This is a genomic window from Burkholderia sp. MR1-5-21 (assembly GCF_053427715.1).
The window spans coordinates 60,513-85,222 of the sequence record NZ_JBSAXD010000012.1 but is presented as its reverse complement, the minus strand read 5'-3'; the positions used below and the strand labels follow the sequence as shown (position 1 = coordinate 85,222).

Genomic DNA, 24,710 nt, shown 5'->3' with positions numbered 1-24,710 from the left:
TGGATTTGTGATCTGTCGCGCTTCCGTGGAAGCGCCGATGGGGTCGGCAGCGCGCGGCGGCGCGCACTGCAAGCGCCGCCGCGCAGCGACCTTCAGTAGACGCGCGGCTGGATCAGCGCTTCGGGCCGCAGCGCTTCGTCCAGTTGCGCCTCGGTCATCAGGTTGCGGCCCAGCACGACCTCGCGGACGGTCTTGCCGCTCGCGTGCGCCTCGGCGGCGACCGAAGTCGCGCTCTTGTAGCCGATGTACGGGTTGAGCGCGGTCGCGAGCGCGACCGAGCGCTCCATCGTCTCGCGCAGCCGGTCGGGGTTCGCGGTGATGCCGCTCACGCACTTGTCGGCGAGGGTCGTGCACGCGGCGGTCAGGTGGTTGAAGCTGCGGAACAGCGCGCTCGCGATCACGGGCTCGAACGCATTGAGCTGGAGCTGGCCGGCTTCGGCCGCGAAGGTCACCGTCAGGTCGTTGCCGAACACTTCGAACGCGACCTGGTTGACCACCTCCGGAATGACCGGATTCACCTTGCCGGGCATGATCGACGAACCGGCCTGCATCGGCGGAAGATTGATCTCGCCGAACCCGGCGCGCGGGCCGCTCGACAGCAGCCGCAGGTCGTTGCAGGTCTTCGACAGCTTGACCGCGATCCGCTTGAGCACGCCGGAGATCTGCACGAACGCGCCGCAATCCTGCGTCGCTTCGATCAGGTTCGGTGCGGTGCTCAGCTCGATGCCGGTGATGCGGCGCAGCGCGACGAGCGCCTTCTCCGCGTATTGCGGATGCGCGGTGATCCCCGTGCCGATCGCCGTCGCGCCGAGATTGATTTCGCGAATCAGCGCACTCGCCTCCTGCAGGCGCGCGATGTCCTCCGTCAGCATCACCGCGTACGTCGAGAACTCCTGGCCGAGCGTCATCGGCACCGCATCCTGCAATTGCGTGCGGCCGAGCTTCAGCAGGCCGGCGAATTCCTCGGCCTTGTCCGCGAACGCGTCGCGCAGGCAGAACATCGCCTCGAGCAGATGCTCGATCGCGAAACACGTCGCGATGCGGATCGCGGTCGGATAGACGTCGTTGGTGCTCTGCGCGAGATTGACGTGCTCGTTCGGGTGAAGATATTGGTACTCGCCGCGCGCATGCCCCATGATTTCCAGCGCGCGATTGCAGATCACCTCGTTCGCGTTCATGTTGGTCGACGTGCCCGCGCCGCCCTGGATGATGTCGACGATGAACTGGTCGTGCAGATGCCCTTCGCGGATCTCGACGCAAGCCGCGGCGATCGCGTCCCGGTAAGCGTGCGGCAGCAGCCCGAGTTCGCAGTTCGCTTCGGCCGCGGCCTCCTTCACGGCGGCGAGCGCAATGATCAGGTACGGGAACGACGCGATGCTGCGCCCGGTGATGTCGAAATTCTCTTTCGCGCGCAGCGTATGAACGCCGTAGTAGGCATCCGCCGGAACATTTCGCTTACCTAAAAGATCGGTCTCGACGCGGAAGTCGTTGCCTGCCATCGTGTCTCTCCAGAATTGTCTCGTGTCGCCGGCCTCAGCCGTAGCCGGGCGAACCGTCGCCCGTCGCCCGTCGCGCGGTGCAGCGGAATCGACCCCTCGCGCACCTGCCGCCTGCGCGACGCGTTCGCATTCTATGCCTTTGCATAAAGAACCTCGTTTCTGTATTATCGAAAGCGGTTTTGCGTCCCACGCAACAGCGACGCCATAGCGAGAGAACGATGAGGAAAGGAGCGAAAGAGACGGGCATCGATCACCTGGGCGCGATGCGCGCGTTCGTGAGAGTCGTCGAAACGGGCAGTTTTTCGGCGGTCGCGAAGGAGATGCACGTGTCGACGTCCACCGTCGCGCGCAAGGTGTCGGCGATCGAAGAGGTGCTCGGCGTGCCGCTGCTGTACCGGTCCACGCACAGCGTGACGCTGACCGAGGCAGGCAGCATCTATCACGAACGGGCCGTCACGCTGATCGCGGATCTCGACGACACGCTGCGCGTCGTCGCCGAACTGAATGCGCAGCCGAGCGGCCCGCTGAAGCTCACCGCGCCGGTCGGCTTCGGCCGGCGCTATCTCGCGCCGCTGATCGCGCCGTTTCTCGTGCGCTACCCGACGATCCAGCTCGACGTCAGGCTGACCGACAACCACAACGACCTGGTGGCCGGCGGTTTCGACCTGGACATCCACGAGGGCGAGAACTATCTCGACAACCTGATCGTCCAGCGGCTGTCGCGCAACGACAGCATCCTGTGCGCGGCGCCCGCCTATCTCGACCGCTGCGGACGGCCGGCCACGCCGGACGACCTGGCGAGCCACAACTGCCTGCGCTACGTTCACCCGGAAGGCGACCCGCGCTGGGAGCTCGTTCATCAGGACGCGCGGCACAGCATCCTGCCGGCCGGCAACCTCGTCACGGATCACTCGGAACTGCTGCTCGAAGCCACCCGCGCGGGGCTCGGCATCGCGGAATTCGAGATCTGGCTGGTGCGGGACCTGCTGGCGAGCGGCCAGCTCGAGCCCGTGCTGCCCCGCTACCGGCTGCAGAACAAGCTGACCGGCGACTTCATCTACATGGCGTATCTGGCGAACCGGCGCAGCTCGGCGAAATTGCGGGTATTGAGGGAGTTTCTCGCGGAACACCTCGCGCACATCGGCGAGCTGTCGGAAATGGAAATGCAGAAGATTCGCGGCGGCCGGCGCTAGCCGGCTGTTGAAAGGCGCCTCGTTCTGACGATCGGGGCACTGATTAAACGGGTTTCGTATGCGATAGGCTGCTGAGTTGCGGAGGGATCGTCCCGGCTGCCACGCTGGCGAGCGGGCCAGCCGGCGCGTTGCCGCGAACGAAGCGGGCGGCGCGCCGAACACGTGTGGCGGCCGCGCGCCCGACCGCCACTGCCCCGCTTCCGCGGCGACGACGATCAACCCTGCTGCAGTTCGAACGGGAACGTCACGTGACCGATCTCGACGTTCTGCGTATTGCGCATCGGGGGCCGATGGAAGGCATCCAGTTGCCTGCGCTGCTCCGCGGTGCCGATCTGCAGTCGCTCGAGCAACTCGCTGACGATCATGTACATCACGTCGATGTTACCGTCCTCGACCTTCACCGAGATGCCGAGCGCGCCATCGGCGCCGAGACGCCGCGTCTGCTCCGACGCGCGCACGCCGAGCCCGTAGCACGCATCCGCACCGAGCTTGCCGACGACCTGTCCTTCGAACGCGCGCATCAGCACCGTGCAATACCGGCCGTCGCCGGCGACCATCTCGGGATGGCGCGTCATCGCGTGATGAATGCGCGCGAGCCCACCGACGCGCTCGCCTGGCGAGCCCTTGCCGGCTTCCGCGGCGTCCACCGCGTCCGCGCTGTCGGCGAGGCTCGCGTACAGGCGTGCCAGGCGATCGAGCGGAAAAGCCGGCGTCGGCAGGTTGCAGCCGTCGATCGCCCATTCGACTTCATCTTCACGCAGGCCGCACGCTTCGGCGACGACGCGCTTCACCCGCGCCTGCATCGGATGCGCCGGCAGATGGTAGTCGTCGATCGCGGCGCCGATCGCCTGCGCGCCAGCCAGCATGCCGACGTGCTTCCCCGAGCAATTGCTGCACACGCCGGTCGGGCTGTAGTCGCGCTTGATCCATGACCGATACACCGCGTCGGACAGTGGCGCATGCCCGCCGCACCGGAGATCGGATTCTTGCGCATGCACCTTCGACAGCATCGCCCGCGTCCGCTCGATATGCTGGTCCTCGCTGCTGTGCGACGCGCACATCAGCGCAACGTCCGCCTCGTCGAAGCCGAACCGGTCGGGGCCGCCCGTCTCGATCACGGACAATGCCTGTGCCGGCTTGGCCGCCGATCGCGCGAGCGTCATCCGGAAAGGGTCGCCGAAGCGGTAAAGCAGCCTGCCGCCGGCATCCACCACCGCAACGTGTGCGACATGCGTATTCTCGATCGCGTTGCCACGGTACGTGACTGCCGCTGCGCCGTTCTTGTCCATCCTGTCTCCATTCTCGGGCCGCGCCATCAGGGGCCCTGTCCAATCGGTACGGCAGTGTATCGAGTCGCCGCCGCGCCGGGCGAAACCCTCGATGGAAAGCGGTCTTGCGCGCGATGCAAAGGCGATCGCACAGCGGGTACGCGCGCGGCTCTCGAATGCCCCCATGCGCTTGCACGCAGCCGATCCGCGACGAACGCGCCCGTTCTGCCGCCTGGCCGCCCCGCCTGCTTACGCCAAACCCGATCGATTTAGTACATAAACTACTCAAGTGTTTACATATTTCGGACAAATCCCTACAATCGCAAACGCGAATCATACGCATTTAGATTGACGTGTTCGATGACCCCGGGCGCTGTCCGCCGCCATCGCCAGCACGCACACCCGAACACCGAACCTTCCGCTGCTTTCCCTATGCCTGCCCAGTTCAAGACGCGGCCGCGTGCCCTCGTGTCCGCGCTGTATTGCTCCGTTTTCCTGACCCCGCTCCTCGCCGCCGCCCAATCCACGTCCACCACGCCCGCCGCCTCCGGCAACCCGGCTCCCGCCGCGCAGCCGGGCGCCGCCGACAGCACGTCCGCGACGCTGCCGACGATCGCCGTCCGGTCGTCCGCGATGTCCGACATGCAGGCGAAGCGCTCGCCGTCGTACAAGTTCACGGCGCCGCTGCTCGACACGCCGCGCTCGGTCACCGTGATTCCCGAACAGCTGATCAAGGAAAAGAACGTGACGACGTTCGCCGACGCGCTGCGCTCGGTGCCCGGCATCACGTTCCTCGGCGGCGATGCGGCCGCGAACCCGTCGGCCGACCGTCCGGTGATCCGCGGCTTCGAATCGCGCAACTCGATCTTCGTCGACGGGATGCGCGACTCGGGCGTGCAGAACCGCGAGACCTTCGCGGTCGAGCAGATCAGCGTGGTGAAAGGCCCGGATTCCGTGTACGCGGGCCGCGGCTCGGTCGGCGGCAGCATCGACATCGTCACGAAGACGCCGCAGAACGACGACTTCATCAACGGCAGCGTCGGCTTCGGCACCGACGGCTACAAGCGCGCGACGATCGACGCGAACCGCAAGCTCAACGACACGACCGCGGTGCGCCTGAACGTGATGGGCCACGACGCGAACCAGGCCGGCCGCAACGACGTGTACAGCAAGCGCTGGGGCGTCGCGCCGTCGGTCGTGTTCGGGCTCAACAGCCCGACCACGGTGACGGTCAGCTACTACCACCTGAACAGCTATGACATGCCGGACTTCAGCGTGCCGTTCCGCGCGTCGGGCGGCACGCCGGTGCCGACCGATCGCGGCCAGTTCTTCGGGCTGAACACGCGCGATTACCGCTACACGCAAACCGACTCCGCCGAAGTGCGCGTCGAGCACCGCTTCAACGACAACCTGAAGCTGAAGAACACGACGATGTTCGGGCGCTCGACGCTCGACTACGTCGCGACGAACCCGCAGATTCTCGCGTCGAATCCGAGCATGCTGAGCCTGCAGGCGAAGAGCGGCAAGTACGCGCTCAACAGCATCGCGAACCAGACCGAAGTGACCGGGCGCGCGAGCCTGTTCGGCATGCAGCACACGATGACGGCCGGCGTCGAGTTCAGCCACGAGCAGAGCCGCTACGAGGGCTACCTGGTGTCCGATTCGGCGGGCAACAACATCCGCACGGGCGGCCCGTGCTCGGTCGCCGGCAACTGCACGCCGCTCGCGGGCGGCTGGAACCCGAACATGCCGTGGACCGGCAGCATCGTGCTGAATGGCGACAAGGGCTTCCCGGGGCCGACGACGAACACGCGCACCGACACGGTGTCCGCATACGTGTTCGACACGGTGAAGCTGTCCGAGCGCTGGCTGTTCAACGCGGGGCTGCGCTTCGATCGCTACGACATCACCGCGAAGCAGGCCGGCGTCGCCGACCTGTCGAACACGTCGAACCTGTTCAGCTACCAGTTCGGCCTCGTGTTCAAGCCGGTGCACAACGTGAGCCTGTACGCGTCGTACGGCACGTCGTCGAACCCGCCGGGCTCGAACGCGGGCCTCGGCGGCGGCACCGACCAGATCACCGCGACCAACCAGGACCTGACGCCCGAGCGCTCGCGCAACATCGAGATCGGCGCCAAATGGGACGTGCTCGACGAGCGGCTGTCGCTGACGTCGGCACTGTTCCAGACCGAGAAGACCAATGCGCGCGTGAGCGACGGGCTCGGTCACACGGTCAATGCCGGCACGCAGCGCGTGCGCGGCGCCGAACTCGGCTTCGCGGGCAACGTGACGAACAAGTGGCGCGTGTTCGGCGGCTACTCGTACCTGAACGCGATCACGACCGATGCGGGCCCCGGCACCCCCGGCGGGTCGGGCCTGCCGATGGTGATGGTGCCGAAGCACAACTTCACGCTGTGGACGAGCTACGACGTGATGCCGAAGCTGACCGTCGGCGCGGGCGCGACCGTCGCGAGCAAGACCTATGCGTCGGTGTCGCCGACCGTCAAGAAGTGGACACCCGGCTACGCGCGCTTCGACGCAGCCGCGACGTGGCGCGTGAACAAGAAGATGGATCTGCAACTGAACGTGCAGAACCTGTTCGACAAGCAATATTACTCGAGCGCGTACCCGATCTACGCGACGTGGGCGCCCGGCCGCTCGGCGATGGTGACGCTGAACTTCTATCAGTAACGCGGATGGCGGCGGGAAGGCCGCTGCAGCCTTCCCGTACCGCGGCCTCTCCCGACCCGATGCGCGACCGAGGACGATCGCGCGATCGCGGTTCCCGCGTCACCGCGAATGTGCCGACTGACTGCGCGCGCGACGCTTACGCCTCCAGCGCGAGCGTCGCGAACGTCGCGAGCCAGTGCTCGCCCATGTAGTCGCCGGCGACGTGCGCGAGCGCGCTGTCCAGATGCCGGTCGGCCGCGTCGAGCAGCCGTGCGCGGCGCGCGTCGCCTTCCGGCAGCGCGCCCGCGAGCGCGCGCTGGCACCATGCGCGGCTCAGGTTCAGGCCGTCGAGGTGCGCGATCTTCCCGTCGCTGCGGTCGCTGACCGTCGCCGGCACGAACAGCGTCGCGGGTTCGCCGCGCGCGAGATCGGGCAGGAAACGCGCGAACCAGCCGTCGAATTCGGCCGGCGCGAGCACGCGCCGCATCAGCTCCGCCTCCATCAGCGCGGGCGACAGGAACTCGTCGCCCGACGGCTCCCACGCCTGGCACGCGACGTCGTTCAGGTGCCAGCGCTTCGCGGTGTCGGCGATCAGCGCCGCGAGCCCGTCGCGCTGCGTGTCGTGCGCGAAATCGAACGCCAGCGACAGCGCGAACGCAGTGTTGAAATGCGTGCCGACGCGCAGCGGATAGGTCGCCTTCGGCAGGAACACCTCGAAACGCGCGACGAACACGTCGGCGAGCGGCGCGAACGTCTTCGCCCAGCGCGCGGCCTGCGGCAGCGTACCCTTCAGCGCGAGCCGCTCGAGCTGCGCGGCGAGCGCGAGCAGCCACGCCCAGCCGTACGGCCGCTCGAAGCCGCTGTTGTGCGGCAGCGCGAGATACGCGCGCTCGCCCGCGACGTTCGCATCGGTCATGTGCGCGTCGACGACTGCGACGATCCGCTGCGCCTCCGGCAGCGCCGGGAAGCGTTCGAGCAGATGCAGCACGAGCCAGTAGCCGTGCACGCATGAATGCCAGTCATAGCTGCCGTAGAAGATCGGATGCAGCGCGCGCGGCCCCTGCACGTCCTCCGGGCCGGCGAGCGCATGCGTGAGCTTGTTCGGATACTCGCGCGTCAGGTGCGCGAGCGCGAGCGATGCGAATTTCGATGCGATGTCAGGGGTCAGTCGTGCAGTCATGAGCGTCTCGTCCCTTCGTCAGTAGCGGAAAACAAAGATATACACCAGCAGCACGTTGAAACGCCGCGCGAAACCGGTCACAGGTCGGCCTCCAATCAGCACGTGCATCGCTTCTCCCTGTCTTATGGCGCGCGCGACGCACCGATCGCGCGCGCCGCCCGCCCGGTTTCCACCAGGTTCGAGGCACGCAACCCAACATGGGAATTTATCGATAAAAAGTCGACAACTTGAGTCTCAAGGTAAGCGTTGAATATGCGTGGCGGCCACACCGACTTTCGTCGGATGAATCGCCGCACGCGGCACGGCGGACCGTGCGGAGCCCCGTCGCAGCAACTACACTGAAAAGCATCCGCACATTCGGGAGAGCCGCCATGATTGACGTATTCGAGACCATCGGCAGCCGCGCGTTCTCCGCTCATCTGGCGAAGGACGGCATGGTGACGCTGATGGAACAGCGCCATGAAGTCGACCGCGTGACGCTCGCCACCGCGTATGCCGCGCTCGTCGAGGACGTCGCGCGGGAAGACGATCTGCGCGACGCGACGGTCGAAGGCATGATGCGTGCGCTGATCCAGGGGTATGCGCGCAGCCATTGAGTCCACGCTGCACGCGGCGACGCGTGCAGCCACCCACCGCGTCCACCTTCCACCTTCCACCTTCCCCACCTTCCACCTTCCACCAGTTCCACCGGGCGCACCGCGCTCCGTCGCGCCGAAGCCCGCTATCGCACCCCGTTGCGCACGATCGACGCGCGATATCGATCGATGCGGAAAACAGCGCTTCATTTCCCCGCTTTTCCGGCGACGCGCCGCGCGAAAATCGCCATTCCGGCCGCCGTCCGGCACGCCGACGATTCTCAATTCATTTTCAAATGATTTCGCGCCGCCGTTCAAATCCGCGCGCATTCGCGATGCCGTGCCGGTTCGCATCGCCGCCGGGAACGGGCCCGATCGCAAGCGTCCCGCATTTCAATTCATTTACGACTATTGTCAGAACAATGACCTATCTTTAATGAAACGAAAAAGTATGGCGCAATGCTCAAAAAATTCGATTGCGATCAGGCGCGCCGCATGACAGCATGCGGGGCGTCGGCGATCGGACACAAATCCGGAACGATTCGATCGATCGTGCCGACCCGCGACCGAATCGTTTCCTCCGCACTTCGCGCCGCCGGATCCACACGACCCAAGCTCTCCGGGAGAATGACATGTCCACAGCGACGCCCCGCGCCGGCACGCCCCCCTTGCCCGCCCTGCTGCGTGGCGGGCGCTTCACGCTCGGCACGCGCATCGTGCTCAGTTTCGGCGCGATCTTCGTGCTGATGCTCGTCATGGCCGCGATTTCATACACGCGTTTGAGGGCGATCGACGACGCGGCCGACAGCCTCCAGCGGGATTCGGTGCCGGGCCTGTACCTGTCGACGTCGCTGCGCGCGGCGGCCAACGAAAGCTACTCGGTTCTCGAGCGCGCGATGTTCGTCGACGGCGACGCGGACGGCGCGAAGCGCGACCTCGACAAGATGCCCGACGCGCTGCGGCGTCTCGACCAGGCGTCGACCCAGTACGAGGCGACGCTGTTCCGCGACGACGACAAGGCGCGATTCAGCGCGTTCCGCACCGCGTACGGCCAGTACCTACCGCTGCTGAACGACGCCGTGCGTGCCGCGGCAAGCGATCGCGCGGCCGCGCAGGCGAGCTTCGAGCGCGTGACGACGGCGTGGGAAAACGTGATCAGCACCGCGAACGCGCTGGTCGACGAAAACCGCGGCCAGGCAGACGATTCGGCACGGCAGATCCGCACGTCGGTCAACACGGCGGAAGCGACGCTCGCGACCGCGCTGAGCGTCGTGCTGCTGGTCGCGCTCGCGACCGGCTACGCGCTGTTCCGCGCGATCACGGGGCCGATGGCGCGGCTCGTCGAGGTGCACGACGCGATGCGCACCGGCAATCTCGCACAGCGGCTCGACCTGCGCCGCGGCGACGAATTCGGCACGCTGCAGGACGGCTTCAACCGGATGGCCGAAGAGCTCGCGAGCCTCGTGTCGCAGGCGCAGCAGTCGTCGCTGCAGGTGACGACGTCGGTTGCCGAGATCGCCGCGACGTCGAAGGAGCAGCAGGCGACCGCGAGCGAAACCGCCGCGACGACGACCGAGATCGGCGCGACGTCCCGCGAGATCCTCGCGACGTCGCGCGACCTGCTGCACACGATGAACGAGGTGTCGTCGGTCGCCGAGCAGTCGGCGGCGCTCGCGGGCGCGAGCCAGAGCGGCCTCGCGCACATGGAAGAGATGATGCGCAGCGTGATGGAGGCCGCAGGCTCGGTGAACGCGAAGCTCGCGATCCTCAACGAGAAGGCGGTCAACATCAACCAGGTCGTCGCGACGATCACCAAGGTCGCCGACCAGACCAACCTGCTGTCGCTGAACGCGGCGATCGAGGCCGAAAAGGCCGGCGAGTACGGCCGCGGCTTCGCGGTCGTCGCGACCGAGATCCGCCGCCTCGCCGACCAGACGGCGGTCGCGACCTACGACATCGAACAGACCGTGAAGGAAATCCAGTCGGCAGTGTCGGCCGGCGTGATGGGGATGGACCGCTTCTCCGAGGAAGTGCGGCGCGGCATGCGCGAGATCCAGCAGGTCGGCGGCCAGCTGTCGCAGATCATCCACGAGGTGCAGACGCTCGCGCCGCGCTTCCAGATGGTCAACGAAGGGATGCAGACGCAGGCAACCGGCGCCGAGCAGATCACGCAGGCGCTGTCGCAGCTGTCGGAAGCCGCGCAGCAGACGGCCGAATCGCTGCGCCAGTCGTCGCAGGCGATCGACGACCTGACGCTCGTCGCGAACCACCTGCGCACCGGCGTGTCGCGTTTCAAGATCGACGGCTGACGCACACGGCCTTCGGGCGAACGACACGATGCTCTTCCTTCTATTCGAACTCGACGGCGAACGCTATGCGCTCGATGCGACGCAAATCGTCGAGGTGCTGGCGCTCGCGCCCGTGAAGTCGATGCCCGGCACGCCGCCGTGGCTCGCCGGCGTGATCGATCACCGCGGCACGCTGGTGCCGGTGATCGACGTGCCGCGGCTCGCGCTCGGGCGCGCGGCGCATGCAATGCGTTCGACCCGGCTCGTCGTCGTGCGCCATGCGCAGCCGCACCTGGCCGGCGGCGCCGATCGATGGCTCGGGCTGATCGTCGAGCACGCGACGCAGGTGCGCGATTTCGCGCCCGCGCAATTCGCCGACAGCGGGATCGCGACGCCGCACGCGCGCTGGCTCGGGCCGGTCGCCGCCGACACGGCCGGCTTCGTGCAGCGGATCGACGTCGGGCAGATGCTCGACGACGACGCGCGCGCCCTGCTGTTTCCAACCGCGCCGCCGCAGGCGCTTGCCCGATGATGGCCGCGATGAACGCCGACGATCCCCGCTTCGAAGCGTGGCTCACGCGCGAAACCGGGATGGATGCCGCGACGCTCGGCCACCGTGCGCTCGCGCGCGCCGTAGCCGAACGCGCACGCGTCACGCAGGACGACGCACCGGACACGCCCGACACACTGGTACCCGTCGGCGGCATGCCGGACGCGGCCGCCGAGGCCGCCGGGCATGCCGCGATCGATGCGTACTGGCAGCGGCTGAACGCGTTCGCGGACGAACGGCAGGCGCTGATCGAAGCGCTGGTGGTGCCGGAAACGTGGTTCTTCCGCGACCGCGAAGCGTTCGTCGCGCTCGCACGGCTCGCCGACGCGCGGCTCGTGCGCGAGCCGGCGCGCGCGCTGCGCGTGCTGAGCGTACCGTGCTCGACCGGCGAGGAGCCGTATTCGATCTCGATGGCGCTGCTCGACGCCGGCATCGGCCCGTCGCGCTTCGCGATCGACGCGATCGACATCAGCGCGCGCGCGATCGAGCGGGCGCGCGACGGCGTGTACGGACGCAACGCATTTCGCGGCCACCCGCTCGAATTCCGCGACCGCCATTTCAGCGAAACGGCCGTCGGCTGGCAGCTCGACCCGCGGGTGCGCGAACCGGTCCGCTTCGTGCAGGCGAACCTGTTCGACCTGCCGCTCGTCGCGGACACGCGCTACGACTTCATCTTCTGCCGCAACGTGCTGATCTATTTCGACCGGCACGCACAGGACGAGTCGATCCGGCTGCTCGACCGGCAACTCGCGGACGACGGCACGATCTTCGTCGGCCCGGCCGAGACGGGGCTGATGATGCGGCATGCGCTGGCGTCTGCGCGCATCCCGCTCGCGTTCGCGTTCCATCGCGCGCCGCCGGCTGCCGCTCCGGCCACGGGCTTGCGCGGTGGCACGCGGCCAAACACCGTGACTGCGACGTCCGCGATGCCGGTCGCGCCGCAGCCGGCGCCGGTCCGGCACCCGGCCACGGCGCACCCGACGGCAAACCCCACGGCAAGCCATTTCGCGACGGCTACCCCGCACCACCGCGCGCTGGCCGTGCCGCAGCGGCAGCCGGCGACGCGCATCGCGCACCCGGCGCCCGATGCCGCGGACGCCGCGCCGACCGTGCCCGCCGCCCCGGCGCCCACGCTCGCCGACGCCCGCCGGCTCGCCGACACGGGCCGCCTCGATGACGCCGAGCGCGCCGCACACGCGTTCACGCTCGCGCACGGCCCCGACGCGGACGCGTTCTACCTGCTCGGCCTGATCGCCGATGCGCGCGGCCTCGATGCGGACGCGCAGGATTTCTATCGCAAGACGCTGTATCTCGCCCCGGCCCACTACGAGGCGCTGACCCATCTCGCCGCGCTCCGCGACGCGGCAGGCGATGCAGCGGGCGCACGGCAACTGATGCTGCGTGCGCAGCGTGCAAGCGCGCGGCGCGGCGCGCCGGTCGCGCCGGCGGCGGACCGGACCAGCGAACCGGGAGGAACCGATGGCCCACGCCGCTCGTAACGATCTCGCCCCGGCCCGGTCCGTCGACGATTGCTGGAATCGCATCGGCACGCGAGGCGACGGCTCGTGTCCTCGGCTCGCCGAGCACACCCGTTGCCTGAACTGCCCCGTGTTCGCACACGCGGCCGCGAAGCTGCTCGACCGGCCGCTCACCGACGCGGACCTCGCCGAAACGGCGCGCGCCGCGTCGCAGCCGGACCGCGCGGCCGCGCGACTCACTGCGCCCACCGCATCCGCCGCATCCGCCGACGACGCGCAAGCGCTGCAGTCCGCGCTCGCGTTTCGCGTCGCCGACGAATGGCTCGGCCTGCCCGCCGCCGCGTTGCGGCAGATCGACGGGCCGCGCCCGATCCATTCGCTGCCGCACCGGCGCAACGGCGCGGTGCTCGGGCTCGTCAACGTGCGCGGCACGCTGACGATCGCCGCTTCCCTCGGCGTACTGCTGAATCTGGAACGCGACGCCGCCGGACGGCACGCATCGCGCAACGCCTATGCGCGGATGCTGGTCGTCGAGCATCGCGGCGACGCGGTCGCGCTGCCCGTCGACGAGGTCGAGGGCGTGCTGCGCTTCGCGGCGTCCGCGCTGCTGCCGGTGCCGACCACGCTCACCCACGCAGCCGCGATGCACACGCGCGGCCTGCTCGAGTGGCGCGACACGACGATCGGCCTGCTGGACACCGATCGCCTGTTCGACTCGCTCGCGAGGAGCCTGCGATGAGCACCGACGACGACCTGACGCGCATGTCGCTGCTCGACCTGTTCCGCGACGAAGCGCACACGCAGACGCAGGCGCTCGCGAGCGGCCTGCTCACGCTCGAACATGCGCCCCGCGATGCGGCCGCGCTGGAAGCGTGCATGCGCGCCGCGCATTCGCTGAAAGGCGCCGCGCGCATCATCGACCTGCCGGACGGCGTCGACGTCGCGCACGCGATGGAGGAATGCTTCGTCGCCGCGCAGCGCGGCGAGCTGACGCTGACGGCCGCGCACATCGACGCGCTGCTGCATGGCGTGGACCTGCTGCTGCGCGTCGGCAACGCCGATCCGGCGGCGGCGGTCTCGCGCGCGGATATCGACGCGCTGACCGCGCGGCTGGCCGAACTGCAGCCGGCGGCCGCCGGGTCGGCCGAGCGCGTTGTCCCGCCCACACCACCCGCGCCGCCCGCGCCGGAACCGGGCTCTGCAGCGCCGCACATCGCCTCCGCGCCCGACGCGGCCGCCCATTTCGCGTTGTCGCCGCGCACGGACGACGACCAGCGCCTGCGCCACCCGCCCGCCGATCCGTCGCCGGGCTTGCACGCCGTCGCGCCCGCCGCCCCGCCTGCCCCCGCCCAACCGGGCCCCCGGCACGATCCGCAGCGGATGCTGCGCGTGCGCGCCGAGCAGCTCGACCGGCTGCTGAGCCTGTCCGGCGAATCGCTCGTCGAATCGCACTGGCTGAAGCCGTTCACGGGATCGATCCTGCGCATCAAGCGGATGCAGCACGACGTCGCGCGCACGCTCGACGTGCTCGTCGAAACGCTCGCGGGGCGCCTCGACCCGGCCGCGCTCGCGTCGCTGAACGACGTGCGCCAGGGGCTCGGCAACCTGCAGCTGCAACTGGGCGCGCGCCTCGACGAGCTCGACCGCTTCGACCGCCGCAGCACGCATGTCGCGCAGCAGCTTTACGACGAAGCGCTGCGCTGCCGGATGCGGCCGTTCGGCGACGCGACGCACGCGTATCCGCGCATCGTCCGCGATCTCGCGCGTTCGCTCGGCAAGCGCGTGCGGTTCGCGATCGTCGGCGAGGCGACGCAGGTCGACCGCGACATCCTCGACATGCTCGACGCGCCGCTCGGCCACCTGCTGCGCAACGCGCTCGACCACGGCGTCGAGTCGCCGGACGAGCGCATCGCGCGCGGCAAGCCGGCCGAAGCGAGCGTGACGCTCGAAGCGCGCCATAGCGCGGGCCAGCTGCTGATCTCCGTCAGCGACGACGGCGCCGGCATCGATCTCGACGCGCTGCGCGCGGCCGTCGTGCGGCGCCGCCTCGCCGACGCGGACACGGCCGCGCGGCTCTCGGACCACGAGCTGCTCGACTTCCTGCTGCTCCCCGGCTTCTCGATGCGCGACTGCGTCACCGACGTGTCGGGCCGCGGCGTCGGTCTCGACGCGGTGCACGACATGGTCAAGGCCGTGCGCGGCACCGTGCGGATCTTCACCGAGCCGGGCCGCGGCGCGCGCTTCGTGCTGCAGCTGCCGCTCACGCTGTCGATCGCGCGCAGCCTGCTCGTCGAAGTCGGCGGCGAAGCGTACGCGATCCCGCTCGCGCACGTGCGCCGCACGCTCGAACTCGCGCGCGGCGACATCGACATGCTCGAAGGCCAGCAGCATTTCCGCTTCGACGGCCGCCCGGTCGGGCTCGTTACCGCGCACCAGCTGCTCGGCGCACCGCCGCCGGAACACGCGCGCGACAGCATCGCGACCGTCGTGATCGGCGACGAATGGGAGTCGTACGGGATCGCCGTCGACCGGTTCCGCGGCGAATGCATGCTGGTGATCCAGCCGCTCGACCGCCGGCTCGGCAAGGTCAAGGACATCGCGGCGGCCGCGCTGATGGAGAATGGCGAACCGGTGCTGATCATCGACGTCGAGGACTTGCTGCGCTCGGTCGACAAGCTCGTGCGCGGCGGCCAGCTCGACAAGGTGCAACGCGCGCAGCAGGCGGCCGTCGCGCGGCGCCGGCACGTGCTGGTGGTCGACGATTCGTTGACGGTGCGCGAGCTGGAGCGCAAGCTGCTCGAAAAGCGCGGCTATGCCGTCACCGTCGCAGTCGACGGGATGGACGGCTGGAACGCGCTGCGCGGCGCCGATTTCGATCTCGTCGTGACCGACATCGACATGCCGCGCATGGACGGCATCGAGCTCGTCACGCTGATCAAGCGCGACGCCGCGCTGAAATCGCTGCCGGTGATGATCGTGTCGTACAAGGACCGCGAGGAGGACCGCCGCCGCGGCCTCGACGCGGGCGCCGACTACTACCTGGCGAAGAGCAGCTTCCACGACGAAACCCTGCTCGACGCCGTCCGCGACCTGATAGGAGAAGCCCGTCCGTGAACATCGGCATCGTCAACGACCTTCCGCTCGCCGTCGAGGCGTTGCGCCGCGCGGTCGCGCGGCGGCCCGAGCACCGCGTGCTGTGGGTCGCGACCGACGGCGCGCAGGCCGTCGAGTTCTGCGCCGCGCAGCCGCCCGACGTCGTGCTGATGGACCTGATCATGCCGAAGTTCGACGGCGTCGAGGCGACGCGGCGGATCATGTCGTCGGGCAAGCCGTGCGCGATCCTGATCGTGACGAGCAGCATCGGCGCGAATGCGTGGCGCGTGTACGAGGCGATGGGCGCCGGCGCGCTCGACGCGGTCGACACGCCACGGCTCGGCGAAGGCGCGAACGGCGATACCGCGCAGTTGCTGCTCGCGAAGATCGACCAGATCGGCCGGCTGCTCGACAAGCCGACGGGTGCCGTCCGCCCCGCCGCCACGATGACACGCGGCAACGGCGGGCCGCTCGTCGCGATCGGTGCGTCGGCCGGCGGCCCGACCGCGCTCGCGTCGATCCTCGGCGCGCTGCCCGCGGATTTCGGCGCGCCGATCGTGATCGTGCAGCACGTCGACAAGGCGTTCGCGGACGGCATGGCGCAATGGCTCGACGGCCAGACGCCGCTCACCGTGCGCATCGCGTGCGAAGGCGACCGGCCGCAGCCGTCCCTCGCGCTGCTCGCCGCGACCAACGACCACCTGCGGATCACGCGCGCCGGCACGCTCGAATACACGCGCGAGCCGGCCGCGACGCCGTACCGGCCGTCGGTCGACGTGTTCTTCAACAGCGTGACCGAGCACTGGCCCGGCGACGTGATCGGCGTGCTGCTCACCGGGATGGGCCGCGACGGCGCGATCGGACTGAAGGCGATGCGGATGAAGGGCTACCATACGATCGCGCAAGACCAGGCGACGAGCGCCGTCTACGGGATGCCGAAAGCCGCCGCGACGCTCGGCGCCGCGCGCGCGATCCTGCCGCTCGAGCGCATTGCGGGCGAACTGGCGGCGCTCGTCAGGAACTGAACGACATCGACTTGCAACACAGCAATGGCAACAACAGGTATCGACATGACTAGTGACTCCACGCGACGCCCGGGCCAGGATGACGGCGCGTCCGACGCGGACGGCGCGGACGCGGCGCTCGAAGCCGCGCGCGCGGCCCTGCAGACGCCGCCGGCGACCGACGTGCCGGCGATGGTGCTGCTGGTCGACGACCAGACGATCGTCGCCGAGGCCGTGCGGCGCGCGCTCGCCGACGAGGACCGCATCGACTTCCACTATTGCACGCGCTCGGACGACGCGCTGGCCACCGCGGTCGAGACGCGGCCGACCGTGATCCTGCAGGACCTCGTGATGCCCGGCACCGACGGGCTGAGCCTCGTGAAGGCGTACCGCGCGAATCCGGCGACCCGCGACGTGCCGATCATCGTGCTGTCGACGAAGGAAGAGCCGGTGATCAAGAGCGCCGCGTTCGCGGCCGGCGCGAACGACTACCTCGTGAAGCTGCCGGACCGCATCGAGCTCGTCGCGCGAATCCGCTACCACTCGCGCTCGTACGTGAACCTGCTGCAACGCGACGAAGCCTACCGTGCGCTGCGGCAATCGCAGCAGCAACTGCTCGAAGCGAATCTCGAGCTGCGCCGCCTCACGCATTCCGACGGCCTCACCGGGCTGTCGAACCGGCGCTATCTCGACGAGTACCTGAACGCCGAATGGCGGCGCAGCGCGCGCGATCGCACCGAGCTGTCGCTGCTGATGATCGACGTCGACAACTTCAAGCTGTACAACGACACGTACGGCCATGTGTCGGGCGACGACGTGCTCAAGCGGATCGCCGCGACCGTCGAAAGTTGCCTCGGCCGCCCGGGCGATCTCGCCGCACGCTTCGGCGGCGAGGAATTCGCAGTGGTGCTGCCGGGCACGTCGCCGGGCGGCGTGCGCCTGCTCGCGGAAAAGATTCGCATCGCGATCGAGGCGCTGCGGCTCGAGCACGTGCATTCGTCGACCGGCCACTACGTGACGATCAGCATCGGCGGCGCGGGCGTCGTGCCGGCGGCCGGCGCGCCGATGACGTCGCTGATCGAGGCCGCGGACCGCGCGCTGTATCGCGCGAAGCATGAAGGGAAGAACCGCGTGGTGATCGGCATGGCGATCCAGCCGGAGAGCGGCAGAAACGACGACGGGCAGCCTGCCTGATACCCGGCGGCGCAGCCGGGCCGATCGTCACGGCCGCGCGGCCGCGCGGGCCGCGTCGGCGCCTTGCACGGCAGCCTCCCCCGCGTGCAGCCGGCGGGCAACGGCACCGTCACATCACGCCGAGCCGGCGTGCGTAGTCGTCCGGTTCGAGCGGCCGGCTGAACAGGTAGCCCTGCTGCTTGTCGCAGCCGATCTGCCGCAGGAACGACGACTGCGCCTCGGTCTCGACGCCCTCGGCCGTGACCTTCATCCCGAGCGAATGCGCCATCGCGACCACCGCCTGCGTGATCGCAACCGCATCCCGGTGTTCCGGCACGCCCGACACGAACGAGCGGTCGACCTTCAGGTTGTGCAGCGGGAAACGCTTCAGGTACGACAGCGACGAATAGCCGGTGCCGAAATCGTCGACCGAGATCCGCACGTTCATGTCGGTGAGCGCTTCGAGCATCGGCAGCACGGTCGCGGTGTCGTTCATCAGCAGCCCTTCCGTGATCTCGAGCTCGAGCGCGGACGGGTCGAGGCCTGCCTGCGCGAGACAGCGGTCGACCGATTCGACGAGCCCTTCGTGGAACTGCCGCGGCGACAGGTTGACGGCCATCATCAGGTCCGGCGCGATCGTGCGGCGCCATTCGGCCGCCTGCCGGCATGCCGTTTCGAGCACCCACTGGCCGATCGCGACGATTTGCCCCGTGTCTTCCGCGACCGGGATGAACTCCGCCGGCGACAGCGGCCCGAGATCCGGGCTCGTCCAGCGCAGCAGCGCCTCCGCGCCAACGGTGCGGCCGCTGCGGCCGTCGACGACGGGCTGGTACGCGAGCCGCAGCGCGTTCGACGCGAGCGCGCGCCGCAGCGACTGCTCGATCGCGAAGCGGCGCTGCAGCCGCAAGTTGAGCTGCGCGGTGAAGAACGTGAAGTGGTTGCGGCCGCGCAGCTTTGCGTCGTACATCGCCGAATCGGCGTTGCGCATCAGCGTCGCCGCGTCGTCGCCATCGCGCGGCGCAAGGCTGATGCCGATCGACACGCCGAGGTAATACTCGTTGTTCGCGACCTCGAACGGCCGCGCGATCGCGTCGATCACCTGCCGCGCGATCGCGGCGAGGCTATCCGGTTCATTGCAGTCGTCGACGAGGATCACGAACTCGTCGCCGCCGACGCGCGTGAGCGCATGGCGCTCGCCGACGCAGCCCGCGAGCCGCGACGCGACGCTGCGCAACAGCGCGTCGCCCGCGTCGTGGCCGGCCGTGTCGTTGACCTTCTTGAAGCCGTCGAGATCGACGAACAAGATCGCGATGTGCGCGGCGCCGGCCGCGCCAGCCGCGCTGTCGCGCGCTTCGAACAGCTCGCGCATCCGGTCGGCGAGCCAGCGGCGATTGTAGAGGCCCGTCAACGCATCGCGCGTCGCGAGATAGCGCAACTGCTGCTGCGCTTCGCGCACGGGGCCGACGTCGTTGAACGAGACCAGCACCGAGTCGGCCTGCGAGTTGGCCTGTGATTCGCCCGGCTTGACGATCGGCACCGCGTTGCCGCGCACCCAGACCACATCGCCGTCCGCGAGGCCGAGGCCCACCGTATAGTCGAGCAGCGGCATGCCGGTCACGAGCGCGCGCCGGCTCGGCCACTCGTCCGGCGGAATCGGCGTGCCGTCGTCCTGCATCGCGTGCAGGATCACCGTCGACAGGCGGCGGCCGACGAGGCTGCCCTTCACGCGCAACATCCGCTGCGCACTCGGGTTGCTCGCGACGACGATGCCGTCATGCGACAGCACGAAGATGCCCTCGTTCAGGCTGTTGACGACAAGCCGGTGATGTTCCTCGCTGCGCGCGAGTTGCCGCGCGATCCGGTCCTGGTGCACGGCGAGCCCGACGCTGTTGCTGATGTCGCGCAGCAGCGAGGTTTCCTCGTCGCTCGGCCGGCGCGGCGCGCGATGATAGACCGCGAACGCGCCGAGCACGGCGCCCGTCTCGTCCTGGAACGGCACCGACCAGCACGCGCGCAGGCCGAGCGGCAGCGCGAGCGCCTTGTAGTCGCGCCACAACGGATCGGTCGCGATGTCCTCGACCGCGACCATGCGGCGCTCGTGCATCGCCGTGCCGCACGAACCCGCCATCGGGCCGATCGCGGCGCCGTCGATCGCCGCGCCGTAGTGGGCCGGCAGCGACGGCGCGGCGCCGATGCGGATATGCATGCCGTCCTCATCGAGCAGCATGATCGTGCACGACGCGCCTGCGCCGAGCAGCGCTTCCGCGCGCCGGCAGACCTCGGCCAGCAGTTCGGGCAAGGGTGTGTTGCGCGTGATCAGCCGCAGCACGCTCTGCTCGGATGCAAGCACTTCGGCCGCGAGACCGAGGCTGTAGCGCGGACTTTGCGGTTCGGTATCCAAGATGAAACCCACCGTCGTGGTTCGATCGCGTCTGGCGTGCGCGATTCGTAGTCTTGACTTCGTGCCGACTCTTGCGTCCGGGTTTACGCCGACGAACGGCGCAGCCGGACAGACGCCGTCCCGGCGTCGTGCCGCAGTACATTTAACACCAATCCGTGACACCCAGCGTATCGAATTGCATAGGGAATTGCACGGGACGTACGTGTTTTAAGCGCTCCGTCGCGTGCCGCGCCCACAACGCCGGATTGCGCAATCGCTGTGCACTGCGAAGCAGCGCCGACGTAAGCATTTTGTTGCCTTGTGACATCCGCAGGCGCCCCCTTCGGCGCCGGACCAAAAAAAATGGCGCCGCGGGCATTCAGCCTGCGGCGCCATTCCGTGGCGCTACGACGAGAACGACTCGCCGCAGCCCGACAGCACGCTTACATCGTCACGGTGTCGGCCACTGCCTTGAAGTCTTCGATCTGGTCGAAGTTCATGTACTTGTAGATCTTGTCGCCGTTGGCGTTGATCACGCCGATGTCGGCCATGTACTCGTCCTTGGTCGGGATCTTGCCCAGGCGCGAGCAGATCGCCGCCAGTTCCGCCGAGCCGAGGTACACGTTCGTGTTCTTGCCCAGGCGGTTCGGGAAGTTGCGGGTCGACGTCGACATCACCGTCGCGCCTTCGCGCACCTGTGCCTGGTTGCCCATGCACAGCGAGCAGCCCGGCATTTCGGTACGCGCACCGGCCGTGCCGAAGACGCCGTAGTGGCCTTCCTCGGTCAGCTGCTTCTGGTCCATCTTGGTCGGCGGGGCGACCCACAGCTTGACCGGGATGTCGCGCTTGCCTTCCAGCAGCTTCGACGCCGCGCGGAAGTGGCCGATGTTGGTCATGCACGAGCCGATGAACACCTCGTCGATCTTCGCGCCGGCGACGTCCGACAGCGTCTTCACGTCGTCCGGATCGTTCGGGCAGGCCACGATCGGCTCGTGGATGTCGGCCAGGTCGATCTCGATGACGGCGGCGTAGTCGGCGTCGGCATCCGGCGACAGCAGTTGCGGGTCGGCCAGCCACTGCTCCATCGCCGCGATGCGGCGCTGCAGGCTGCGCGGGTCCTGGTAGCCCTGGGCGATCATCCACTTCAGCAGCGTGATGTTGCTGTTGAGGTATTCGATGATCGGCTCCTTGTTCAGGTGGACCGTGCAACCGGCGGCCGAGCGCTCGGCGGACGCATCCGACAGTTCGAATGCTTGCTCGACCTTCAGGTCGGGCAGGCCTTCGATTTCGAGAATGCGGCCCGAGAAGATGTTCTTCTTGCCTTGCTTGGCAACCGTCAGCATGCCCTGCTTGATCGCGTACAGCGGAATCGCGTTGACCAGGTCACGCAGCGTCACGCCCGGCTGCATCTTGCCCTTGAAGCGGACCAGCACCGATTCCGGCATGTCCAGCGGCATCGTGCCGGTGGCGGCCGCAAAGGCGACCAGGCCCGAACCGGCCGGGAAGCTGATGCCGATCGGGAAGCGCGTGTGCGAGTCGCCGCCGGTGCCCACGGTGTCGGGCAGCAGCATGCGGTTCAGCCACGAGTGGATCACGCCGTCGCCCGGGCGCAGCGCGATGCCGCCACGGGTGCTGATGAAGTTCGGCAGGGTCTGGTGCGTCTTCACGTCCACCGGCTTCGGATAAGCAGCGGTGTGGCAGAACGACTGCATGACGAGGTCGGCCGAGAAGCCCAGGCACGCGAGGTCCTTCAGTTCGTCGCGGGTCATCGGGCCGGTGGTGTCCTGCGAGCCGACCGAGGTCATCTTCGGTTCGCAGTACGTGCCAGGGCGGACGCCCTGGCCTTCCGGCAGACCGCATGCGCGGCCGACCATCTTCTGCGCGAGCGAGAAGCCCTTGCCGCTGTTGGCCGGCTGGTGCGGCAGGCGGAACAGCGTCGACGGGGCGAGGCCCAGCGCTTCACGCGCCTTCGCGGTCAGGCCGCGGCCGATGATCAGCGGAATGCGGCCACCGGCGCGCACTTCATCGAACAGCACGTCGGACTTCACCTGGAACTCGGCGATCACTTCGCCGTTCTTCAGGGCCTTGCCTTCGTACGGGCGCAGTTCGACCACGTCGCCCATTTCCATCTGCGACACGTCGAGTTCGATCGGCAGCGCGCCTGCGTCTTCCATCGTGTTGTAGAAGATCGGGGCGATCTTGCCGCCCAGGCACACGCCGCCGAAGCGCTTGTTCGGGACGAACGGGATGTCTTCGCCCGTGAACCACAGCACCGAGTTGGTGGCCGACTTGCGCGAGGAGCCGGTGCCGACCACGTCGCCCACGTACGCGACCAGGTGGCCCTTTTCCTTCAGCGACTCGATGAACTTGACCGGGCCGCGCTTGCCGTCCTCTTCCGGGGTGATGCCGGGACGGGCGTTCTTCAGCATCGCCAGCGCGTGCATCGGGATGTCCGGGCGGGTGGTGGCGTCCGGGGCCGGCGACAGGTCGTCGGTGTTGGTTTCGCCCGTCACCTTGAAGACGGTGATGGTCAGGCTTTGCGGCACTTCCGGACGGCTCGTGAACCATTCGGCGTCGGCCCAGCTCTGCAGCACGGCCTTCGCGTGCGCGTTGCCCTTGTCGGCAAGTTCCTTGACGTCGTGGAACTGGTCGAACATCAGCAGGGTTTTCTTCAGCGCGTCGGCGGCCACGGCGCCCACTTCAGCGTCGGACAACAGTTCGATCAGCGGCTGGATGTTGTAGCCGCCCAGCATCGTGCCGAGCAGTTCGGTGGCGCGGGCGCGCGAGATCAGCGCGCAAGCAGTCTCGCCCTTGGCCACGGCGGCCAGGAAGCCGGCCTTCACGCGAGCGGCTTCGTCGACGCCGGCGGGCACGCGGTAGGTGATCAGGTCGAGCAGGGTCTGCTCTTCGCCGGCCGGCGGGTTCGTCAGCAGTTCCACCAGCTCGGCGGTCTGCTGAGCCGTCAGCGGCAGGGGAGGAATGCCGAGCGCGGCGCGTGCGGCGGCATGAGCACGAAAGTTTTCAAGCATGGGGGAACCTGCTGGTTTTGCGTTTCAGGGGAAGGCTTGCGAGGCACTCCGAGGCTGTGCCCGGTACTGCTTTGACCGCGATTTTAATCGCAACGCGCTGCATCGTCAAATATCTTATATCTTATATAAGAGTTGAAGAGCAAAGGACTGGAAACCATGGCCTGACGGCCTGCCTGAAAGCCTTGTCGCACAAGGCATTCAGGCAATTCCGGCGATCGTCGGCAGGCGCGGAGACGATCTGCTGAATGACACGCGGAACGATTCGAACGCAATCAACGCGATGAGCCGGATTCCCGGCTCGACGAACACGGTTCCGGATCGCGTGAATCTCGACAGCTAGCCGGGCTCGCCTACAAACCGCAGCTCGCCCGACTCCCCCATCAGCAACGCCCGGTTCGCGTCGGCCGCCGCGCGCAGGTAATCCCACAGCGCCGTCACGCGCCGCAGCTTGCGCAGGTCCTCGCGGCAGGTCAGCCAGAAACACCGCGTGACGACGACCTCCTCCGGCAGCACCGGCACGAGTGCCGGCTGCCGCGCGGCCATGAAGCACGGCAGGATCGCGAGCCCCCCGCCCTGCAGCGCCGCGAAATACTGCGCGATCACGCTGGTCGTGCGCAGCCCGGCCGTCGCGCCGGGCACCGCGCGCTCCAGGTACAGCAGTTCGCTGCTGAACGCGAGATCGTCGACGTAGCTGATGAACGTGTGCCGCGCGAGATCGTCCACGCACGCAATCGGCGCATGACCCGCGAGATACTCGCGCGTCGCATACAGCCGCAACTGGTAATCGCACAGCTTCGTGAACACGTAAGGCCCGCGCTCGGGCCGCTCGAGCGTGACCGCCAGATCGGCCTCGCGCTTCGTCAGGCTGACGAAGTGCGGCACCGGCAGCAGGTCGACCGTGACATGCGGATGCGCGGCCCGAAACTGCGCGAGCTGCGGCGCGAGAAAGAAGCAGCCGAAGCCTTCCGTTGACCCGATCCGCACATGGCCCGACAGCGCGTGCCCGGTATTCGCGACCTGGTCGCACGCCGACTGCACGGTCGTCTCCATCGCGTCCGCATACGCGACGAGCCGCTGCCCTTCGGCGGTCAGCGTGAAGCCGCCGGAGCGCGACTTGTCGAACAGCAGCGTGCCCATCGCCTCCTCCAGCGCGCGAATGCGCCGCGCGACGGTCGTGTAGTCGACGCCGAGGCGTTTCGCGGCGCCGCTCGCGCGCTGCGTGCGCGCGACCTCGAGGAAGAACCGCAGGTCGTCCCAGTTCAGGTTGCCGGAAACCGGCTCGGGATGGTGTCGCATCGGCAGGAAAGGCTTGGGTGGCAGGGGTCCGCGG

Annotated in this window: 17 protein-coding genes; 11 read left to right on the top strand and 6 right to left on the bottom strand. The window is 68.4% G+C overall.

Translation table 11 applies throughout. The features are described from left to right. Positions 1-92 precede the first annotated feature (92 nt). Positions 93-1,499 (bottom strand): aspartate ammonia-lyase, encoded by a 1,407-nt coding sequence (gene aspA, locus ACV229_RS17960; protein WP_448084456.1) that lies wholly within the window; start codon positions 1,497-1,499, stop codon positions 93-95. Positions 1,500-1,717: 218 nt separating this feature from the next. Here aspA and ACV229_RS17955 point away from each other — a divergent pair, with 218 nt between their 5' ends. Beyond that, positions 1,718-2,692 carry a LysR substrate-binding domain-containing protein gene (locus tag ACV229_RS17955; protein WP_448084455.1) on the top strand — a complete coding sequence of 325 codons (975 nt, stop codon included), beginning with the start codon at positions 1,718-1,720 and terminating at the stop codon, positions 2,690-2,692. Between the two features lie 215 nt (positions 2,693-2,907). On the opposite strand, the gene ACV229_RS17950 is transcribed toward ACV229_RS17955, so the two are convergent. Further along, positions 2,908-3,981 (bottom strand): asparaginase, encoded by a 1,074-nt coding sequence (locus tag ACV229_RS17950; RefSeq protein WP_448084454.1) that lies wholly within the window; start codon positions 3,979-3,981, stop codon positions 2,908-2,910. A gap of 411 nt (positions 3,982-4,392) precedes the next feature. Here ACV229_RS17950 and ACV229_RS17945 point away from each other — a divergent pair, with 411 nt between their 5' ends. Then, the gene (locus ACV229_RS17945) at positions 4,393-6,651 is read left to right on the top strand and encodes a TonB-dependent receptor (RefSeq protein ID WP_448084453.1); all 2,259 of its coding nucleotides are present in this window, start codon (positions 4,393-4,395) and stop codon (positions 6,649-6,651) included. A gap of 136 nt (positions 6,652-6,787) precedes the next feature. On the opposite strand, the gene ACV229_RS17940 is transcribed toward ACV229_RS17945, so the two are convergent. Next, the gene (locus ACV229_RS17940; RefSeq protein ID WP_448084452.1) at positions 6,788-7,810 is read right to left on the bottom strand and encodes a DUF2891 domain-containing protein; all 1,023 of its coding nucleotides are present in this window, start codon (positions 7,808-7,810) and stop codon (positions 6,788-6,790) included. Positions 7,811-8,181: 371 nt separating this feature from the next. Between ACV229_RS17940 and ACV229_RS17935 the strand changes: the two genes are divergently transcribed. The 9 genes from ACV229_RS17935 to ACV229_RS17895 all read left to right on the top strand — a co-directional run bounded on the left by ACV229_RS17935 (position 8,182) and on the right by ACV229_RS17895 (position 17,992). After that, complete coding sequence (locus tag ACV229_RS17935) at positions 8,182-8,406, top strand: hypothetical protein (RefSeq protein ID WP_448084451.1); 225 nt, start codon at positions 8,182-8,184, stop codon at positions 8,404-8,406. Next, on the top strand, positions 8,390-8,884 hold the full coding sequence (locus ACV229_RS17930; protein ID WP_448084450.1) for a hypothetical protein: 495 nt from the start codon (positions 8,390-8,392) through the stop codon (positions 8,882-8,884). The genes ACV229_RS17935 and ACV229_RS17930 overlap by 17 nt, the downstream gene beginning before the upstream one ends. Positions 8,885-9,017: 133 nt before the next feature. Next, positions 9,018-10,694 carry a methyl-accepting chemotaxis protein gene (locus tag ACV229_RS17925; protein WP_448084449.1) on the top strand — a complete coding sequence of 559 codons (1,677 nt, stop codon included), beginning with the start codon at positions 9,018-9,020 and terminating at the stop codon, positions 10,692-10,694. Positions 10,695-10,722: 28 nt separating this feature from the next. Beyond that, positions 10,723-11,205 (top strand): chemotaxis protein CheW, encoded by a 483-nt coding sequence (locus ACV229_RS17920; protein ID WP_448084448.1) that lies wholly within the window; start codon positions 10,723-10,725, stop codon positions 11,203-11,205. Between the two features lie 8 nt (positions 11,206-11,213). Continuing rightward, a complete protein-coding gene (locus ACV229_RS17915) occupies positions 11,214-12,722 on the top strand; it encodes a CheR family methyltransferase (protein WP_448084447.1) in 1,509 nt (502 codons plus the stop codon). Next, positions 12,703-13,440 carry a chemotaxis protein CheW gene (locus tag ACV229_RS17910; protein ID WP_448084446.1) on the top strand — a complete coding sequence of 246 codons (738 nt, stop codon included), beginning with the start codon at positions 12,703-12,705 and terminating at the stop codon, positions 13,438-13,440. Before ACV229_RS17915 ends, ACV229_RS17910 begins: the two co-directional genes overlap by 20 nt. Next, positions 13,437-15,815, top strand: a complete 2,379-nt coding sequence (locus tag ACV229_RS17905) for a response regulator (RefSeq protein WP_448084445.1) — start codon at positions 13,437-13,439, stop codon at positions 15,813-15,815. Before ACV229_RS17910 ends, ACV229_RS17905 begins: the two co-directional genes overlap by 4 nt. Beyond that, positions 15,812-16,819 (top strand): chemotaxis-specific protein-glutamate methyltransferase CheB, encoded by a 1,008-nt coding sequence (cheB, locus tag ACV229_RS17900; protein WP_448084444.1) that lies wholly within the window; start codon positions 15,812-15,814, stop codon positions 16,817-16,819. The genes ACV229_RS17905 and cheB overlap by 4 nt, the downstream gene beginning before the upstream one ends. Before the next feature lie 45 nt (positions 16,820-16,864). Then, a complete protein-coding gene (locus ACV229_RS17895) occupies positions 16,865-17,992 on the top strand; it encodes a diguanylate cyclase (protein WP_448084443.1) in 1,128 nt (375 codons plus the stop codon). Between the two features lie 109 nt (positions 17,993-18,101). Here ACV229_RS17895 and ACV229_RS17890 read toward each other — a convergent pair whose 3' ends face one another. From ACV229_RS17890 to ACV229_RS17880, 3 genes are all read right to left on the bottom strand, one after another. Further along, positions 18,102-20,372, bottom strand: a complete 2,271-nt coding sequence (locus ACV229_RS17890) for a putative bifunctional diguanylate cyclase/phosphodiesterase (RefSeq protein ID WP_448084582.1) — start codon at positions 20,370-20,372, stop codon at positions 18,102-18,104. 422 nt (positions 20,373-20,794) lie between these two features. Beyond that, positions 20,795-23,380 (bottom strand): bifunctional aconitate hydratase 2/2-methylisocitrate dehydratase, encoded by a 2,586-nt coding sequence (gene acnB, locus ACV229_RS17885; protein WP_448084442.1) that lies wholly within the window; start codon positions 23,378-23,380, stop codon positions 20,795-20,797. Between the two features lie 336 nt (positions 23,381-23,716). Continuing rightward, positions 23,717-24,676, bottom strand: coding sequence for a LysR family transcriptional regulator (locus tag ACV229_RS17880; protein WP_448084441.1), 960 nt, complete (start codon positions 24,674-24,676; stop codon positions 23,717-23,719). Positions 24,677-24,710 lie beyond the last annotated feature (34 nt).

Excerpts from the sequence above, each read along its gene's own strand:
- aspA (WP_448084456.1), bottom strand. The coding sequence starts at position 1,499 with ATGGCAGGCAACGACTTCCGCGTCGAGACCGATCTTTTAGGTAAGCGA.
- ACV229_RS17955 (WP_448084455.1), top strand. The coding sequence starts at position 1,718 with ATGAGGAAAGGAGCGAAAGAGACGGGCATCGATCACCTGGGCGCGATG.
- ACV229_RS17950 (WP_448084454.1), bottom strand. The coding sequence starts at position 3,981 with ATGGACAAGAACGGCGCAGCGGCAGTCACGTACCGTGGCAACGCGATC.
- ACV229_RS17945 (WP_448084453.1), top strand. The coding sequence starts at position 4,393 with ATGCCTGCCCAGTTCAAGACGCGGCCGCGTGCCCTCGTGTCCGCGCTG.
- ACV229_RS17940 (WP_448084452.1), bottom strand. The coding sequence starts at position 7,810 with ATGACTGCACGACTGACCCCTGACATCGCATCGAAATTCGCATCGCTC.
- ACV229_RS17935 (WP_448084451.1), top strand. The coding sequence starts at position 8,182 with ATGATTGACGTATTCGAGACCATCGGCAGCCGCGCGTTCTCCGCTCAT.
- ACV229_RS17930 (WP_448084450.1), top strand. The coding sequence starts at position 8,390 with ATGCGCGCAGCCATTGAGTCCACGCTGCACGCGGCGACGCGTGCAGCC.
- ACV229_RS17925 (WP_448084449.1), top strand. The coding sequence starts at position 9,018 with ATGTCCACAGCGACGCCCCGCGCCGGCACGCCCCCCTTGCCCGCCCTG.
- ACV229_RS17920 (WP_448084448.1), top strand. The coding sequence starts at position 10,723 with ATGCTCTTCCTTCTATTCGAACTCGACGGCGAACGCTATGCGCTCGAT.
- ACV229_RS17915 (WP_448084447.1), top strand. The coding sequence starts at position 11,214 with ATGAACGCCGACGATCCCCGCTTCGAAGCGTGGCTCACGCGCGAAACC.
- ACV229_RS17910 (WP_448084446.1), top strand. The coding sequence starts at position 12,703 with ATGGCCCACGCCGCTCGTAACGATCTCGCCCCGGCCCGGTCCGTCGAC.
- ACV229_RS17905 (WP_448084445.1), top strand. The coding sequence starts at position 13,437 with ATGAGCACCGACGACGACCTGACGCGCATGTCGCTGCTCGACCTGTTC.
- ACV229_RS17895 (WP_448084443.1), top strand. The coding sequence starts at position 16,865 with ATGACTAGTGACTCCACGCGACGCCCGGGCCAGGATGACGGCGCGTCC.
- acnB (WP_448084442.1), bottom strand. The coding sequence starts at position 23,380 with ATGCTTGAAAACTTTCGTGCTCATGCCGCCGCACGCGCCGCGCTCGGC.
- ACV229_RS17880 (WP_448084441.1), bottom strand. The coding sequence starts at position 24,676 with ATGCGACACCATCCCGAGCCGGTTTCCGGCAACCTGAACTGGGACGAC.